The organism is Rhodococcus sp. USK10 (assembly GCF_019378875.1).
Taxonomy (GTDB): Bacteria; Actinomycetota; Actinomycetes; order Mycobacteriales; family Mycobacteriaceae; genus Rhodococcus_F; species Rhodococcus_F pseudokoreensis.
Genome location: NZ_CP076048.1, coordinates 7,406,310 through 7,425,785 on the forward strand (window position 1 = coordinate 7,406,310; position 19,476 = coordinate 7,425,785).

The window sequence follows — 19,476 nt, forward strand, 5'->3', positions numbered from 1 at the left end:
ATGGGCGACGTTCCCCTCACTATCGCCCAGTACATCGAGCTTCGCGGCGACATCGACCTCGACCTCCTGACCGAGGCCACCGTCCGCACCGGCCGGGAGTTCGGCTCCGGCTTCCTCCGTCTCGTCGAGATCGAGGGGATGCCCCACCAGTACGTCGACAAGTCCCTCGACGACGCCATCACCTACGTCGACCTGCGGGGCGAGGACGATTCCGTCGACGCCGCCGAGAAGTGGATGCGGGCCAACTACAGCGCCCCCGTCGACCTGCTCGAGGACCGCCTCGTCGTGGTCTACCTGCTCCACGTCGGAGAGAACCACTACTTCTGGTTCTGCCGAATCCACCACATCGCGCTCGACGGTTTCGGCGCGATGGCGCTGATCGCGCGTATCGCCGAGATCTACACGGCGCTGGTCGAGGGCGCCGAGCCGCCGGCCTGCCGCGCCGAGGACCTGGTCCGGATCGTCGAGGACGAGCAGCGGTACCGCAATTCCGACCGGTTCGCGAAGGACCGCGAATACTGGGCCGAACGCACCGCGCACCTGCCCGAGGCCCCGAGCCTGGCCGGTCGCGCGGCGATGGTCGGCAAGTTCGCGCGGCTCTCCTCCGAAGCGCTGCCCGAGTCCACCGCCACCCTTCTCGACGAGGCGCTGGGCGGCAGCAACGCCAGCTCCGCGCCCATCGTGGTGGCCGCGTTCGCCGCGTACCTGGCGCACATGACCGACCGGACGGACGTCGTCCTCAGCCTGCCGGTGTCGGCCCGTACCACCGCCACATTGCGCCGCTCCGGCGGAATGGTGTCGAACATCGTTCCGCTCCGACTCCAGATCACCCCGGAGATGACCGTCCCGGAGCTGGTCAAGAGCGTGCAGATCGAACTCACGGGAGCCCTGCGCCGCCAGCGTTACCGGCACGAGGACATCCGCCGCGACGCCGGCGCGCCCCAGGGGCAGCGCGGCTTCTTCGGTCCCTCGATCAACATCATGATGTTCCACAGCGAGATCAAGCTGGGAACGGTCACCGGACACCAGAACGTCCTCACCACCGGACCGGTCGAGGACCTCTCGCTGAACATCTACCAGGGTGTGGCCGGCAGCAAGATCCACATCGACTTCGAGGCCAACCCCAACCTGTACTCGGCGGACGAGCTGGACCGTCACCACAGCCGCTTCTTCGACTTCTTCGAGCGCTTCCTCGGCGCCGGCGACGACGCCTCGGTGTCGGACCTGGCGACGATGAGCGGTGAGGAATACGAGCAGGTCGTGACGAGGTGGAACGGCGACGCCGTGGCCCCGCCCGCCGGCACCGTCGTCGACCTGTTCGACGCCCAGGTCGCGCGCACGCCCGACGCGACGGCACTCGTCTTCGAGGGCGAGGAACTGACCTACGCCGAGTTCGACGCGCGGGTGAACCGTCTCGCCCGGACGCTGATCGGCCGGGGCGTGGGTCCGGAGGCGAAGGTCGCCCTCGCGATCCGCCGCTCACTCGACTCCATGGTCGCGATGTACGCCGTCGTCAAGGCCGGAGGCGCATACGTGCCCCTCGACCCCGACCACCCCGCCGAGCGCACCGCGTACGTGCTGGAGAGCGCTCGCCCGTTGTGCATCCTCACCGTCGCGCGGGACGGACTCGTTTTCCCCGCCGTCCACGACGTCGTGGAGATCGACGCCGTGGATTCGAGCGGCGTCCCGGTGGGCCCGATCCGCGACGAGGAACGGACTGCCGGCCTCCGGGCCGCCAACCCGGCGTACGTCATCTACACGTCCGGGTCCACCGGACGTCCGAAGGGCGTGGCGGTGAGCCACGCCGCGATCCTGAACCAGGTCACGTGGATCGCGTCGCGCTACGGGCTCGATGCGAACGACGTCGTGCTGCAGAAGACCCCGACGACGTTCGACGTGTCGGTATGGGAACTGTTCTCCGCGCTCGCCTCCGGGTCGCGCCTGGTGATCGCCGCACCCGAGGGGCATCGCGACCCCGCCTACCTCGCCGACGTGATCGCGCGCGAGAACGTCACCGCGACGTCGTTCGTCCCGTCGATGCTGTCGGTGTTCGTCTCCGAGGCCGACCGTGAACAACTCGCCAGCCTGCGCGTCGTTCTCGTTGCGGGAGAGGCGTTTCCGCCTGCCGTCGCAGCAGCGTTCCGGGCGAAGTCCGGCGCCGAGTTGCACAACCTGTACGGCCCCACCGAGTTCACCGTGCACGCCACCGCGGGCGAGGTGGATCGGGAGTCCGTCCACACGATCCCCATCGGCACCCCGGTGTGGAACACCGAGGCGTACGTGCTCGACGGCCACCTCCGGCCCGCACCCATCGGATCTGCGGGAGAGCTCTATCTCGCGGGCGCCCAGGTGGCCCGCGGCTACGAGGGCAGGCCGGAACTGACGGCGGAACGCTTCGTGGCCAATCCTTTCGGCGCCGCGGGTACCCGCCTGTACCGTACCGGCGACCTCGTCAAGTGGCGCGTCGACGGCAGCATCGAGTACCTCGGCCGCACCGACTTCCAGGTGAAGGTGCGCGGCCTGCGGATCGAGCTCGGCGAGATCGAATCCGCGATGTCCTCGTATCCTCATGTGGCGCAGTCGGTCGTGGTCGTGCACGACAGTTCCCTCGGGCAGCGGCTCGTCGGTTACGTCGTTCCCGAGCCGGCTTCGGCGCTGGACGTCGACGATCTGACGGTCCACGTCGCCCGCGCGGTGCCCTCGTACATGGTTCCCGACGCCGTCATGGTGCTCGCCGAGATGCCGGTCGGCGCGAGCGGCAAGCTCGACCGGAAGGCGCTGCCCGAACCCACGTTCGCGGCGGAATCCAGTGAGTACGTGGCTCCGCGCAGCACCATGGAGGAGTCGATCGCCGGCCTGTTCGCCGAGGTCCTCGGTCTGCCGCGCGTCAGTGTCGGCGACTCGTTCTTCGCGCTCGGCGGCGACAGCATCGTCTCGATCCAGCTGGTGTCCCGGGCGAAGGAAGCCGGCGTCCTGTTCACGGCCCGGGACGTCTTCGAACGCAAGACCGTTGCCTCGCTCGCGGAGGTCGCGAAGTCCGCGTCCGAATCGGCGACGGTGCACGTCCTCGAGGAACTGCCGGGCGCCGGCATCGGCACGATGCCGCTCACACCGGTCGTTCACTGGATGACGGAGCTGGGCGGCGACTTCCACCGGTTCTCCCAGTCCATTCTCCTCGCGCTGCCGCCGAAGGTGGAGCGTGAGCGCCTGGTGCGCACGCTGGCGGCCGTCGTCGACCGCCACGACGCCCTGCGTTCGTCGTTGCGGCGCAACGACTCTCCGGCCGGGTGGTCGCTGGAGGTCGCTCCGATCGGCTCGGTCGACGTCGACCGCCTCGTCGATCGCGTCGAGTTCACCGACGGTCCCGGCACCGGCACGTTCGAGGCGCTGGCAGCGCACGCCCTCGAGCGCACGGTGGACAGGCTGGACCCGGCCACCGGCAGCGTGGTGCGTTTCGTCTGGTTCGCGCCCGCTGAGGACTCCGCCGAATCCGCAGTGCAGGACGGCGCGGACGGCGATACTGCGGACGCCGAGAGTGCCCCGCGGACGGGACGCCTGCTCGTCGTGATCCACCACCTCGCGGTGGACGGTGTGTCCTGGCGAGTGCTGGTGCCCGACTTCGCGTCGGCCTGGGGGCAGATCGCCGCCGGGGCCGACCCACTGCTCCCGGCAGTCGGGACCTCGGTCCGCCGCTGGGCGCACGGCCTCGCGGACAACGCGCGCAGCGCCCGGCGTGTGAGCGAACTCGACTACTGGCGCACCACGCTGGACGGTGCGGACCCGCTGATCGGTTCGCGGGCCCTCGACGGCCGCGACACTGTCTCGACCACCGGCCGGGTCCGCCTGGAGGTTTCGGCGGACGTCACCGACGGTCTGCTGACCGACGTGCCGCGTGCCTTCCACGGTGGTGTGAACGACGGTCTTCTCACCGCCCTCGCGCTCGCCGTCGCGGCGTGGCGCGCGGAACGCGGCATCACCGAGTCCTCGACGCTCGTGCACCTCGAGGGCCACGGCCGCGAGGAGACGGTGCTGCCCGGCGCCGACCTGTCCCGCACGGTGGGCTGGTTCACCAGCATGTACCCGGTCCGGTTGTCGGCGCCCGGCGTCGACGTCCGCGACGCCCTCGCCGGCGGTGCGGCCGCAGGTCAGGCCGTCAAGTCGGTGAAGGAACAACTCGCACGCGTACCCGAGCACGGCATCGGTTACGGAATGCTGCGGTTCCTCAACGCCGAAACCCGCGCGGTCCTCGCAGCGCTGCCGAGCCCCCAGATCAGCTTCAACTATCTGGGCCGCGTGTCGGTCGGCGAGATTCCCGTCGCATTCCGGGCGGCGGGCTGGGTCCCCGACACCGACACGATGGAACTGACCGGCACCCGCAACAGCGAGATGCCGGTGCACTTCGCCCTCGACATCAACGCGATGATCGTGGACATCGAAGGCGAACAACGGCTTTCGGCCACCGTCGACTTCCCGCAGGGCGTCCTCACGGACGCCGAGGTGGGCGAGCTCACCGGCCTGTGGACGCGCGCGCTCGAAGGGCTCGTCGCGCACACGCAGCGGCCGGGAGCCGGCGGCCGGACGCCGTCGGACCTCGACCTCGTTCCGCTGAGCCAGAGCCGGATCGACACCCTCGAGAGCGACTACCCCGCGCTCGCCGACGTCTGGTCCCTGGCCCCGCTGCAGGTGGGCCTGCTGTTCCACGCGTCGCTGGCCGGTGCCACCACCGACGTGTACACCACCCAGCTCGTCATGGACCTGGGCGGATCCGTCGACACCGACCGACTCCGCCGCGCCGCGGAATCGCTCGTCGCCCGGCATCCCAACCTGCGCACCGCCTTCGTCGCGGGCGACGACGGCACCGGCATGCAGGTGGTCGTCGACCGGGTGGACGTGCCGTGGACGCACGTCGACCTCTCGGCCGCGTCCGCGCACGACCGGGACGCCGAACTCGACGCACTGATGCTCGCGAACCGGACGGACCGGTTCGACATGACGGCCCCGCCGCTGGTGCGATTCCTGCTGGTCGAAACGGGTGCGGACCGTTACCGGTTCGCCGTCACCAACCACCACATCCTGCTGGACGGCTGGTCGCTGCCGATCCTCATCCAGGATCTGCTGACCCTGTACGCGGTGGACGGCGACGCGCTGGCACTGCCGCAGCCGCGTCCGTACCGCAGCTACCTCGAGTGGCTGTCCGCGCAGGATCCGCAGGTGTCGGTGGACGCGTGGGCGAAGGCCCTCGGCGGCGTCGAGGAGCCCACCCTCCTCGCGCCGGCGCACACGGAGACGGCCCCGGTGCTCACCCCCGGTGAGCTCGTGATCGATCTGCCGGACGACCTGCTCACCGACATGACCGCGCGCTCGCGCGAACTCGGCGTCACCATGAACACGCTCGTCCAGGCCGCGTGGGGAATCGTGCTGGGCAGGCTGACCGGACGGGACGACGTGGTGTTCGGCACCACGGTCTCGGGCCGTCCGCCGCAGGTGCCCGGCATCGAGTCGATGCTCGGGCTCTTCATCAACACCCTGCCGGTGCGGGTCCGCGTGCAGGCGGGCGACGCCGTCCGCACCCTGCTCGACCGCATCCAGCACGAGCAGACCGAGTTGCTCGACCACCATCACGTCGGGCTCACCGACATCCAGCAGGGGCTCGGCCTCGGAGCGCTGTTCGACACCCTCATGGTCTACGAGTCCTACCCGCTCGACCGTGACGCGCTCACGAAGAACAGCGACATCGCGGGTCTCCGCGTTCTCGACGTGACGTCGAACGACGCCACGCACTACCCACTGGCGATCGTCGCGATGACCGACCCGCGGCTGCACCTGACCGCCAAGTTCCTTCCCGAGTTGTTCGAGGCCGCCGAGGTCGAGGAGATCATGGCGCGCGTCGTCCGCGTGCTCGGGGCGTTGTCCGGGGACGTCGACACGCGCGTCGCGGACATCGACATCCTCGCGCCCGACGAGCGTGCGTCGCTGCTGGCGGCGTACGGCACCGAGGCCGCCGCGCCGCTGTCGCTGCCGGAGATCCTCTCCGCGACCGCCGCGGAGAACGGCGAGCGCATCGCGCTCGTCGCGGACGGCGAATCGATGACGTACGCGGAACTGGACGCCCGCTCGAGCCGGCTCGCGCGCGTGCTCATCGACCGTGGGGTCGGACCGGAAACCTCTGTGGCGCTCGGGATGACGCGCTCACAGCACTCGGTGATCGGAACGTGGGCCGTGGCCAAGGCCGGCGGCACGTTCGTGCCCGTCGACCCCCGCTACCCGTCCGAGCGCATCGCGCACATGGTCGCCGATTCCGGCGCCGTCCTCGGGCTGACCGTGTCCGCTCAGCGGGACGACCTTCCGTCCGGTGTCGACTGGCTCGCGCTGGACTCGTCCGAGTGCGAGTCGCTGTGCGCTTCGCAGTCGCCGGAGCCGGTGACGGATTCCGAGCGGACCACGTCGGTGCAGCTCGAGCACGCGGCGTACATGATCTACACGTCCGGCACCACAGGTCTGCCCAAGGGCGTCGTCGTCACCCACACGGGTCTGGCCAACTTCTCCGCCGAACAGCGCACCCACTACGGGGTGAGCCCGAAGGCGCGGACCCTGCACTTCGCGTCCCCGAGTTTCGACGCGTCCGTCCTCGAACTGCTGCTCGCGTTCGGTTGCGGCGCGACGATGGTCGTCGCCCCCGCCGACCTGTACGGCGGCGAGGAACTGCGGAACTTCCTCGCGGACAACGAGGTCACCCACGCCTTCGTCACGCCCGCCGCGCTCGCGTCGGTGGAGCCCGCCGGGCTCGACCGGCTCGAGGTCGTCGTCGTCGGCGGCGAGGCCTGCCCGCCGGAACTGGTGGAACGCTGGGCGCCGGGGCGCCGGATGTACAACGGCTACGGTCCCACCGAGGCCACCGTCATGAGCAACGTCAGCAACATGCTGGTGCCCGGGAACCGGATCGAGATCGGCGGTCCCGTCTGCGCCGTCACCGTCTACGTTCTCGACGCACTCCTGCGCCCGGTACCCGTGGGCGTGGCAGGGGAGTTGTACATCGCGGGCCCCGGTCTCGCCCGCGGCTACCACGATCGTCTCGGCCTCACCTCCGAACGGTTCGTCGCGAACCCGTTCGGCGAGAACGGCAGCCGGATGTACCGCACGGGCGATGTCGTCCGGTTCGTCGTCGATCCCGGGCACCGCGCCGGCTACGGGGTGGAGTACGTGGGCCGCAGCGACTTCCAGGTGAAGGTCCGCGGCTTCCGCATCGAACTCGGCGAGATCGACGCGGCGCTGGTGGCGCACCCGAATCTCGAGTTCGCGGTCACCGTCGGCACGTCGCTGCCGTCGGGATCGACCGCCCTCGTCTCGTACGTGCTGCCGACCGCGGGCGCCACGGTCGACGTCGCCGAGGTGACGCACTTCGTCGGCGACACGCTGCCGGCGCACATGGTGCCGAGCGCGATCGTCGTCCTCGACGAGATCCCGCTGACCACCGCAGGCAAACTCGATCGGAAGGCTCTGCCCGAGCCCGATTTCGACGCCCTCCAGGGCGAGATGGTCGAGCCGCGCACACCGACCGAGGAACTGGTCGCCGGTGTCCTCGCGGACGTGCTCGGGCTCGCGAAGATCAGCGTCGCCGACTCGTTCTTCGACCTCGGCGGCAACTCGCTCGTCGCCACGAAGGCGGTCGCGCGGCTCAACGCCGCCGCAGGCACCCGTCTGGGTGTGCGCGAGTTGTTCGAGGCGCCGACCGTGGAACGGCTCGCCGTCAAGGTCGCCGAGCAGGCAGGCACCGGCTCGGACCGCCCGGCGCTCGTCGCGCGGCCGCGCCCCCCGCGCGTACCACTGTCGATGGCGCAGCAGAGCATGTGGCTGATGAACCGGTTCGACACGGCGTCCTCGGCGTACAACATCCCGCTCGCCGTTCGGCTGTCCGGTGCACTCGACATCGACGCGATGTCGTCGGCCGTCTCCGACGTTCTCGCGCGGCACGAGTCGCTGCGGACGGTGTTCCCGGACTCCGCCGACGGGCCGTACCAGCAGGTCGTCGACGTCGCCCAGGTTCCGTTCGACCTCACGCCCGTGCGGGTGCCCGAGGCCGAACTTTCCACGGCCCTCACCGAATTCGCCACCGAGGGATTCGACGTCACGGTCACGCCCCCGCTGCGGATCCGGCTGTTCGCCACGAGCGACAGCGAATTCCTGCTCGTCCTCGTGGTGCACCACATCTGCGCCGACGGCGCGTCGATGGCGCCGCTCGCACGGGACGTCATGGTCGCCTACAGCGCGCGCACCGCGGGCGCCGCCCCGTTGTGGCAGCCGCTGCCGGTGCAGTACCCCGACTTCGCGCTCTGGCAGCGTGAGGTCCTCGGTGACCCTGCCGACACGCGGTCGCTCGCGGGCAAGCAGATCGCGCACTGGGCGGACACCCTCGCCGGGGCGCCCGAGCTGATCGACCTGCCGCTGGACCACGTACGCCCGGCCAGGCAGTCGATGCGGGGCGACTCGATCGACTTCGCGATCAGCCCAGAGTTGCGGCGCGGCCTCGAAGCGGTCGGCAAGGACCGTGGAGCGTCCCTCTTCATGGTGACGCACGCGGCGCTGACGACGCTGCTGTCGCGGCTGAGCAACAGCGACGACATCACCGTCGGCACCCCGCTCGCCGCACGTGGTGACCAGGCGCTCGACGACCTGGTCGGCATGTTCGTCAATACCCTGGTCCTGCGCACCCACGTGCGCCCCGGAGATTCGTTCTCCGGTCTCGTCGACCGGGTCCGCGAAGGTGACCTGGCGGCATTCGGCAATTCCGACGTGCCATTCGAGAAGATCGTGGAGGCGCTGCGGATCCGGCGCTCGGCGGCCTACTCGCCGCTGTTCCAGGTGATGCTCTCGTTCCAGAACAATCGGATGGACGCGCTCGAACTGCCCGGGCTGACCGTGCGCGTGATCGACGACATGGCGCAGGGCGCCAAGTACGACCTCACGCTGACGATCACCGAGAAGGCCGACGAGTCGGGCCGGCCTGCGGGTCTGGGCGGACGATTCACGTTCGCCACCGACCTGTTCGAGCGCGGCACTGCCGAACGTATCGCGGAACGGTTCGTCAAGATCCTCGAGGCCGTCGTCACCGATCCCGGTGTCGCTGTAGGCGACATCGACATTCTCACCGAATACGAGAGAGCAAAGTTGAGCCAAGCGCGACCTGCCCGCACGATGACAGTTCGCGAGCTGCCGCAGCTTCTGGCCGCTGCGGTCGACGTCGCCCCCGACGCCGTGGCCGTCGCCCACGACGGCATGCAGGTGACGTACCGCGAGTTCGACGAGCGCCTGCGCCTGATGTCGGCTCCGCTGTCCGAGCGGGGCATGGGCCCCGACGCGATCGTGTCCGTCGTGCTGTCCGGTCTGGTTCCCACCATCATGATGGCTCCGCCGTCGGAAGACGGGAAGGACGGCTTCGGCACGATCCTCGACCAGGTCATCGCGGACGCGCACGCCCTGGTCGGTGACATCGAGATCGTGGCACCCGCACCGGAGATCGTCGCCGCACCCGAGGCGGAGACGGCGGAGACTGAGGGCTGGCCGCTCGAACTCTTCGTCACCCGCTGGCAGGAGTGGGTCGAACGCGACCCGCAGGCTCCCGCCGTCCTCGCCGGGGGTGTCTCGACCACCCGCGGTGACGTGAACCGTCGCGCCAACCAGCTCGCCCGCGAACTGGTCTCGCGAGGGGTTCGCCCCGACGACGTCGTCGCGCTGATCGTCCCGCGCTCGCTCGAATGGGTGATCGGGATGATCGCCGCATGGAAGGTCGGCGCGGCGTACTCGCCGTTCGACCAGAAGTGGGGGATCGACCGGATCACGGGACTCGTCGAAGACAGCGGAACGCGGGCCGTGGTGGCCATCCGGTCGTGGAGCGGGCTCACCGGTGCACCCACCGGAAACGCGGCGCTCGACCATCCGATCGTGCTCGACGATCCCGAGACGGTGCGTCACCTCGCCTCACTCGACGACACCGATTTCCCGCACGACCCGTGGTCCGACGAGCACGCGGGCAAGCGCCTGGGGCACGTCATCTCGACGTCCGGGTCGACCGGACGGCCCAAGCCGACGATGGTCCCGATGCTGGGTCTGTCCAACAACTATCAGTCGTACCAGGGCGACCTCCGGGTGAAGGACGGCACCGGACTGCTGATCGCGAACTCACCGCTGTTCGACCAGACGCAGAAGAACATCTGGGTGGGGCTCGCGTACGGCGGTGTGCTCCACCTCGCCGACGACGGCTTCGATCCGGGACCGATTCTCCGCATGATCGGCACCGGCGACGTCCAGATCACCAACCTGGCGCCGAGTGCGTTCGAGGTCCTCACCGAACTGGACACCGAGGGTGTCCTGCCCAACCTGAAGGTGATTCTCCTCGGCGGTGAGATGCTGCGGCCGGCGGCGTGCACGGCGCTGATCGGCACGGACTCGCGCCTGCTCAACAATTACGGTCCGACCGAGGCCTCGGTCACGTGTTCGTCGTACGAACTGGATCTCTCCACCGCGGACGCCGAGAAGTGGCCGGTCCCGTTCGGCACCGCGTTCCGCGGTGTCCGGTACCACGTGCTCGACGGCCGGATGCGTCCCGTGCCGCCTGGAGTGACCGGTGACCTGTACATCGGCGGCCAGGTCCTGGCCCGCGGTTACGGCAACATGTTCGGCACCACCGCGTCGCGTTTCGTGGCGAACCCGTTCGAGGGGCCCGGCGCCCGCATGTACCGGACCGGCGACCGCGTCCGCGAACTCGACCACGGTGGGCTCGTGTTCGTGGGCCGCAGCGACTTCCAGGTCAAGATCCGCGGTCTCCGGATCGAACTCGGCGAGATCGAGTCCGCCCTCACCGCGCACAGCGCGGTGCAGAAGTCGGTGGTGGTCGTGCACGAGAGCGAGCAGGGACCCCGGCTCGTCGCGTACGTCACCGCGACCGCGGGCACCGAACTCGACGTCGACGCGACCGTGGACGCACTGCGTGACGTGCTGCCCTCGCACATGATCCCGGACACGGTGATGGTCCTCGACGAGATGCCGCTCAACGCGAATCTCAAGGTCGACCGCAAGGCCCTTCCGGAGCCGGTCTTCACCACCGGCACCGCCGAATTCGTCGCACCACGCACGGCGCTCGAGGAGGTCGTCGCCGGCATCTTCGGCGACGTGATCTCCGCGCCGCGGGTGAGCGTCGACGAGTCGTTCTTCGACCTCGGCGGCAACTCGCTCAGCGCCACCCGGGTGGCTGCCCGCGTCACGTCCGCGACCGGCACCGAGGTCGGCATCCGTGACCTGTTCGAGGCGCCCACCGTCGCGACCCTCGCGAAGCTCGTCGAGGACCGGGCCCACACCGGCTCCCGCCGCCCCGCGCTCGTCGCCGGCCCGCGCCCCGAGGCGCTGCCGCTGTCGCTCGCGCAGCAGCGGATGTGGTTCCTCAACCGTTTCGATCCGTCCTCACCCGCGTACAACGTTCCGCTCACCGTGCGACTGCGCGGCGAACTGGACGTCGACGCCCTGGCCGCGGCCCTGTCCGACGTCGTCGCGCGGCACGAGGTTCTCCGGACCGTGTTCCCGGACTCCGATTCCGGTGCGCACCAGGTGATCCTGCCCGCCGCCGACATCGACCTCGCTCTCGAACCGGTCGACGTCCGCGAGGAGGACCTGCGGGACCGGATGTTCGAGTTCGGGTCCACCGGCTTCGACGTCACCGACACGATCCCGGTCCGGACCCGCCTGTTCCGGCTCGGCGCGACCGACCACGGCCTCGTGCTCGTCATGCACCACATCGCGTCCGACGGCGCCTCCACGCTGCCGCTGGCCCGCGACGTCATGACGGCGTACGCGGCCCACCGGGAGGGCACGGAGCCCGCCTGGCCGGTGCTGCCCGTCCAGTACGCCGACTACGCGCTGTGGCAGCGGGACGTGCTCGGTTCCGAGGACGACCCCGATTCCCTGGCCGCCGCGCAGATCGACTTCTGGTCGAAGACCCTCGCGGGTGTGCCCGACGTCCTGGCTCTGCCCACCGACCGCCCCCGCCCGACGGTGCGGTCGATGGCAGGCGCCTCCGTCGGCTTCTCCGTCGACGAGGACGTGCACCGTCGTCTCGGCGAGGTCGCGCGGGCGCACAACGTGTCGCTGTTCATGGTGCTGCACGCCTCGCTGTCCGTGCTGCTGGCGCGGCTCAGTTCGAGCACCGACATCGCGATCGGCGCCGCGGTGGCCGGTCGCGGCGACGAGGCGATCGAGAACCTCGTCGGCATGTTCGTCAACACGCTGGTGCTCCGGACCGAGGTCGAGCCCGGAACCTCCTTCGCCGAACTGCTCGAGCAGGTCCGCACCCAGGACCTCGCCGCGTTCAGCAACCAGGACGTTCCGTTCGAGCAGTTGGTGGACGCCCTGAACCCGACCCGGTCCACGGCGTACTCGCCGCTGTTCCAGGTCGTGCTGACCCATCAGGTCAACGGCATCCCGTCGCTCGAGTTCGCCGGACTCGAGGCGACACCCGGTGCCGTGGACGTCGAGTTCAGCAAGTTCGACCTCACCGTCGACCTGCGCGAACTGTGGTCCGACGAGGGTGCGCCCACCGGGATCACCGGTGTTCTCGGGTACGCAACCGAGATCTTCGACGCCGAGACCGTGCAGGGCTTCGCGGACCGCTTCGTGCGGATCCTCACGGCCGTCGCGGGCGGCGGAACCGACCTCGCGGTGGGGGACATCCCCATTCTCGACGCCGCGGAGACCGAGGAACTGACACCGGTCCGCGGTCTCGAGGGCGTCGCGCCCACCACGCTCGTCGAACTGCTCGAGGCCGCGGTCGCCGCGCACCCGGACGGGAACGCGATCGTCTCGGGCGGCGACAGCATCACCTACCGCGAACTGGACGAGCGCTCGAACCGGGTGGCGCGCATCCTGATCGAACGCGGGGTCGGCGCGGAAACGTTCGTCGGTCTCGGCATCACCCGCTCGATCCCGTCCATCGTCGGCATCTGGGCCGTCGCCAAGAGCGGCGGTGCGTACGTGCCGATCGACCCCGGCTACCCGGACGAGCGGATAGCCCACATGGTCACCGATTCCGGTGTGACGCTGGGCCTTTCCGTGAGCTCCGAGGTCGGCCGGCTTCCTCGGGACGTCGACTGGCTGGTCCTCGACAGCGACGAGTTCGTGGACGCCTCGGCGCGCTACTCCACGGCTCCCGTCGCGGAGGCGGAGCGCCGCACGGCGGTCACCCCGGCCAACAGCGCCTACGTGATCTACACGTCCGGCACCACCGGGCAGCCCAAGGGCGTCGTCGTCACCCACCGGGGTCTCGCCAACTTCGCCGCCGAACAGCGTGAGCGCTACTCGGTGACGACCGACTCGCGGACGCTGCACTTCGCGTCGCCGAGTTTCGACGCGTCCGTCCTCGAACTGCTCCTCGCGGTCGGCGCCGGCGCCACCATGGTGATCGCTCCCACCGACGTGTACGGCGGACCCGAGTTCGCGAAGTTCCTACGCGAGCACCGCGTCACGCACGGCTTCGTCACGCCTTCGGCGCTGGCCTCCGTGGATCCGTCCGGGCTCGACGACTTCCAGTTCGTCGTCGCCGGCGGCGAGGCCGTCCCGGCGGAACTCGCGGCCCGCTGGGCGCCCGGACGCTCGCTGTTCAACGGCTACGGTCCCACCGAGACCACGATCATGACCAACATCAGCGACCCGATGGCCGCCGACGGTCCGGTCACGATCGGTGGTCCGATCCGCGGCACCAGCGCGCTGGTCCTCGACGACCGGCTCCGGCCCGTCCCGGTCGGTATCGCAGGTGACCTCTATCTGTCGGGCCTCGGACTGGCCCGCGGCTACCACCGGCGCACGCCGCTCACCGCGGGACGCTTCGTGGCAAACCCCTACGGCGAGCCGGGTGACCGGATGTACCGCACCGGCGACGTCGTGCGCTGGAAGAAGGACGCGGACGGCGCGCTGACCGTCGACTACGTGGGCCGCTCGGACCAGCAGGTCAAGGTCCGCGGGTTCCGTATCGAACTCGGTGAGATCGACGCGGTGCTGGCCAAGCATCCCGCCGTCGACTTCGCGACGACGTCGGTGCTGCCCGGGCCGTCCGGGGATTCGGTCCTCGTGTCGTACGTCCTCCCGGCGCCGGGCGCCGAGGTGGACGTGACCGCGGTGCTGGACTTCGTGGGCGAGTTCGTTCCCACGTACATGGTGCCGTCGACGGTCGTGACGCTCGACGCGATCCCGCTCACCCCGGTGGGCAAACTCGACCGCCGGGCGCTGCCCGAGCCCGAGTTCCTGGCGGAGGATCGCGAGTTCCGTGCCGCGGGAACCGCTCTCGAACAGCGGGTCGCCGCGGTGTTCGCGGAGGTGCTCGGTGTCGACCAGGTCGGCGCCGACGACTCCTTCTTCACGCTCGGCGGCAACTCGCTCGCCGCCACCCGCGTGATGGCGCGGATCAACGAGGCCGTCGGAATCGACGCTCCGGTCCGCGAGATCTTCGAGGCCCCCACGGTGGAGCAGCTGGCCCGCAGGCTGGAAGCGCTCGGCGTGGACGGCGGCGCCCGCCCGCCCGTCACCGCCGGACCGCGCCCGGACCGTCTGCCGCTGTCGCTGGCGCAGCAGCGGATGTGGTACGCCAACCGATTCGACCCCGAATCGGCCGAGTACAACATCCCGTTGGCGCTCCGGCTCACCGGCGCACTGGACGTCGACGCATTGCGGTCGGCGATCGCCGACGTCGTGGCCCGCCACGAATCGCTGCGCACGGTGTACCCGGATTCCGTCGACGGCCCCTACCAGGTCGTCCTGTCCGCGTCCGACACGCAGTCCGAACTCGACGTGGTCCGCGTGGCCGGCGAGCAGGAACTGCGGGAGCGGGTCGTCACGCTGGCGTCGGCTGGCTTCGACGTCACCGCCGACGTCCCGGTGCGCGCCGCCCTGTTCGAACTCGGGGAACGCGACCACGTCCTTCTCGTCGTCGTCCACCACATCTCGGCCGACGGTTCGTCGATGGCGCCGCTCGCGCGGGACCTGTTCGGCGCGTACGGCGCACGCGTGCAGGGGGAGGAGCCCGGCTTCTCGCCGCTGCCCGTGCAGTACCCCGACTTCGCGCTGTGGCAGCGCACTCTCCTCGGTTCGGAGGACGACCCGGAGTCGCTCGCGGGCAAGCAGATCGCGTACTGGACGCACGCCCTCGGCGATGCGCCGGAGGTCCTCGACCTCCCGGCCGACCGGCCGCGCCCGGCGGTCCGCAACCCGCAGGGCGGGCTGATCGAGTTCGCGATCGGGCAGGACGTGCACCGGTCCCTGAACGAACTCGCGCAGACCCACCAGGCGTCATTGTTCATGGTGGTGCACACCGCGCTCGCCGTGCTGCTGGGACGCCTGAGCAGCACCAGCGACATCTCGGTCAGCACCCCGGTCGCCGGCCGCGGTGACCGCGCGCTCGACGACCTCGTCGGGATGTTCGTCAACACTCTGGTGCTGCGCACCGAGGTCGACCAGAACGCCCGCTTCAGCACGCTGCTCACGCAGGCCCGGGAGGTCGATCTCAACGCATTCGGCAACGCCGATGTGCCGTTCGAGCAGATCGTCGAGGTGCTCCGGCCGACGCGCAGCGCCGCGTACGCGCCGCTCGCGCAGGTGATGCTGAGCTTCCAGAACCTCGAAAGGCCGAAGCTCGAACTCGCCGGGCTGACGGTCGAGGTTCTCGAGAGCGGACTCACCACGAGCAAGACCGATCTCGGTGTCGCCGTCGAGGAACGGTTCGGCGAGGGATCCGTCGCGAACGGCATGCGAGGCTGGTTCTCCTACGCCACCGATCTCTTCGACGAGGCCACGGTCCGCGGTTTCGCCGATCGTTTCGTCCGTGTTCTGGAGGCCGTCACGGCCGACGCGGACGCCGTCGTCGGCGACATCGACATCCTGACCGAGGACGAGAAGGCCGGGCTCGCCGTACCGGACGAGGGCGGACAGTCCCTGCTGTCGCACTCGATCTCGCAGGAGCTGGCGGCCACCAAGTCGCTGCCCGAACTCCTCGACGGCGCCGCGTCGATCAACCCGGACGGAATCGCGCTGTCGCACAACGGCACCGATGTCACGTACGCGCAGTTGCGGGACAAGTCCGCGGAACTCGCGCGCACGCTCGCCGGTGTGGGCGTGGGTCCGGAGGCCGCGGTCACCGTGGCCCTGTCCACCCTGCTGCCCGGGCTGCTCGACGGGTCGTCGGGCGAAGGCTTCGCCGACACGTTCGCCGGTGTCCTCGCCGGCGTGATCGCCGACGCGACGTCGGCGACCGCCGCGACCGACGCGGAGGCGCGGACCGTCGTCGACCTGTTCGACGAGCAGGTGGCGCGGACACCGGACGCCGTGGCCCTGGTGTCCGGCGATGAATCGCTGACCTACGCCGAGTTCGACGAGCGTGTCAACACACTCGCCCGCACCCTGATCGAGATGGGTGTCGGGCCGGAGGTCCGGGTCGCACTCGCAATCCGGCGGTCGATCGACTCGATGGTCGCGATGTACGCGATCGTGAAGGCGGGTGGGGCGTACGTCCCACTCGACCCCGACCATCCGGCCGACCGCACGGCCTACGTCCTCGACAGCGCCTCGCCGCTCTGCATCCTGACCGTCGCGCGAGATGCTCTCGACCTTCCCACCGGACACACCGTGGTGGAGATCGACCGGCTGTCCGTCGACATGCCGGCCGAGCCGGTGCGCGACGAGGAGCGCCGGGGAACCCTCCGGCCGTCGAACCCCGCCTACGTCATCTACACGTCCGGTTCGACGGGACGGCCGAAGGGCGTCGCGGTGAGCCACGCGGCGGTCCTGAACCAGATCTCGTGGATCGTCGACCAGTACGGCCTCGGCGCACACGATGTCGTGCTGCAGAAGACCCCGGCGACGTTCGACGTGTCGGTCTGGGAACTGTTCGGCACGCTCGTCGCGGGTGGCCGCCTGGTGATCGCGACACCCGACGGTCACGGTGACCCCGAGTATCTCGCAGCGTTGATCGCGCGCGAGGGCGTCACGGCGACGTCGTTCGTGCCGTCGATGCTGTCGGTGTTCGTCGGCGAGGCCGAACGACACGACCTGCTCAGCCTTCGACTGGTGCTTGTCGCGGGCGAGGCGTTCCCGCCCGCGACCGCCGAGGCGTTCCGCGCACTGTCGGACGCCGAATTGCACAACCTGTACGGTCCGACGGAGTTCACCGTGCACGCGACCGCCGGGCAGGTCGACCGGGGCGTCCGCGGTACCGTGCCCATCGGTAGTGCGGTGCGGAACACCGATCTCCACGTACTGGACTCGCGCCTCCGCCCGGTGCCGGCCGGGGTTCCCGGCGAGCTGTACCTCGCGGGGACGCAGTTGGCCCGCGGATATGTCGGACGCAGCGATCTGACCTCCGATCGGTTCGTCGCCAACCCGTTCGGCGGGTCCGGGCAGCGGATGTACCGCACGGGCGACGTCGTTCGGCGGCGCGCCGACGGGAACCTCGAATACATCGGACGCAGCGACTTCCAGGTCAAGCTGCGTGGATTGCGGATCGAACTCGGCGAGGTCGAGGCCGCGCTGCTGACGCACGAATCCTTGGCGCAGGCAGCGGTGACGATCCACCGAAGCGAGTCGACCGGCGAGAATCTCGTGGCCTATGTGGTGCCGCGGTCGGGTGCCCGGGTCGACACGAAGTCGGTGCAGGACGCGGCGGCGCAGATCCTGCCCGCGTACATGGTGCCCGCACGCGTCGTCGTCCTGGACAGTTTCCCACTCGGTGCCAGCGGGAAGCTGGACCGGAAGGCGTTGCCGGAGCCCGAGTTCACCACCGTCGCGGTCGAATACGTGGCGCCGCGCACGCCGATGGAGACCGTCGTGGCGGGCGTGTTCGCCGACGTTCTCGGTGCCGAACGTGTCGGGTCCGCCGACTCGTTCTTCGACCTCGGTGGAAACTCCATCAGCGCGACGAGGCTCACCGCCCGCCTGAGGGCGGCAGTCGGCGCGCACCTCTCGGTGCGGGAGTGCTTCGAGAATCCGACCGTCGCGGAACTCGCGGCACTGCTCGAGGCGACGTCGGGGACCGCGCAGCAGCGTCCCGCGCTCGTCGCCCGCCCGCGGCCCGACCGCATCCCGCTGTCGCTGGCCCAGCAGCGGATGTGGTTCGTCAACCAGTTCGATCCGACCTCCCCGGCGTACAACCTGCCGTTGGCGGTGCGGTTGACCGGCGCGATCGACGCGGCGGCGCTGAATGCGGCGTGGGCGGACGTCGTGGAGCGGCACGAGTCGCTGCGCACCGTCTTCCCGGTCGGCGGCGACGACGCTCACCAGGTCGTGCTGCCCGCAGCGGACGTGGTGTCCGACCTGACCCCGACCCCGGTCGCGGACGAGCAGGACCTGTTCGCGCGCCTGCGTGAACTCGGTGCCACCGGATTCGACGTCACCGAGACGGTCCCGGTGCGCGTCGCCTGCTTCGAGGTCAACCCCACCGACCACATCCTGATGATGGTCGTGCATCACATCTCGGCCGACGGAGCGTCGCTGGCGCCGCTGTTCACGGACGTCATGACCGCCTACGCGGCGCGTGCCGCCGGCAGCGCGCCAGGCTGGGAACCGCTGCCCGTCCAGTACGCCGATTACGCTCTGTGGCAGCGTGAGTCGCTCGGTGACGAGTCCGACCCCGAATCGCTGGTCGCCCGCCAGCTCGGCTACTGGCAGCAGGCGCTCGGCGGGCTCCCCGAGGTACTCGAGCTGCCGACCGACCGGCCCCGGCCGCCCGTGCAGTCGCTGCGCGGCGCGTCGGCGCGGTTCACGATCGACGCGCAGACGCACCGCGGGCTGCTCGCGATCGCCCAGGAAACGAACTCGACCCTCTTCATGGTCGTGCACGCCGCGCTCGCGGTCCTGCTCGAGCGGCTGTCCTCGCAGACGGACGTCGCGATCGGCACGCCGGTCGCCGGCCGCGGTGAGCAGGAACTCGACAGGCTCGTCGGCATGTTCGTCAACACCCTCGTGCTCCGCGCGTCGGTGCGTCCCGACGACACCTTCGCCGACCTGCTCGCACAGGTGCGCGCCACCGATCTGAATGCGTTCAGCCACAGCGACGTTCCGTTCGAACGCCTCGTCGAGGTCCTCGACGTCCCGCGGTCGACGGCGCACCAGCCGCTGTTCCAGGTGGCGTTGTCGTTCGACAACAACGAGTCGGTCCGGATGGAGTTCCCGGGCCTCGAGATCTCCGCGCTCGACGCCCCGCTGGAGGTCGCCAAGTTCGACCTCCAGCTCAGTGTCGGTGAGCGCTACACAGACGGGGCCGCCGCGGGGATCGCCGCGACGTTCAACTACTCGACCGACATCTTCGACGAGCAGACCGTCCTGAGCTTCGCGGACCGGTTCGTCCGGATCCTCGGTGCCGTGTCGTCCGACCGCGACGTGGTCCTCGGCGACATCGAGATCCTCGACGCCGCGGAGAAGGCCGCGATCGCCCCGGTCCGCGGGCCGAAG

Annotated in this window: 1 protein-coding gene (cut by a window edge); it reads left to right on the plus strand. The window is 70.0% G+C overall.

Annotation, left to right across the window (positions count from 1 at the left end; genetic code table 11):
* On the plus strand, positions 1–19,476 hold the 5' portion of the coding sequence (locus tag I1A62_RS40815; protein WP_374710853.1) for a non-ribosomal peptide synthase/polyketide synthase. It continues 14,250 nt past the right edge of the window; the window shows 19,476 of its 33,726 coding nt (coding positions 1–19,476); it begins with the start codon at positions 1–3; its stop codon lies off the right edge, out of view.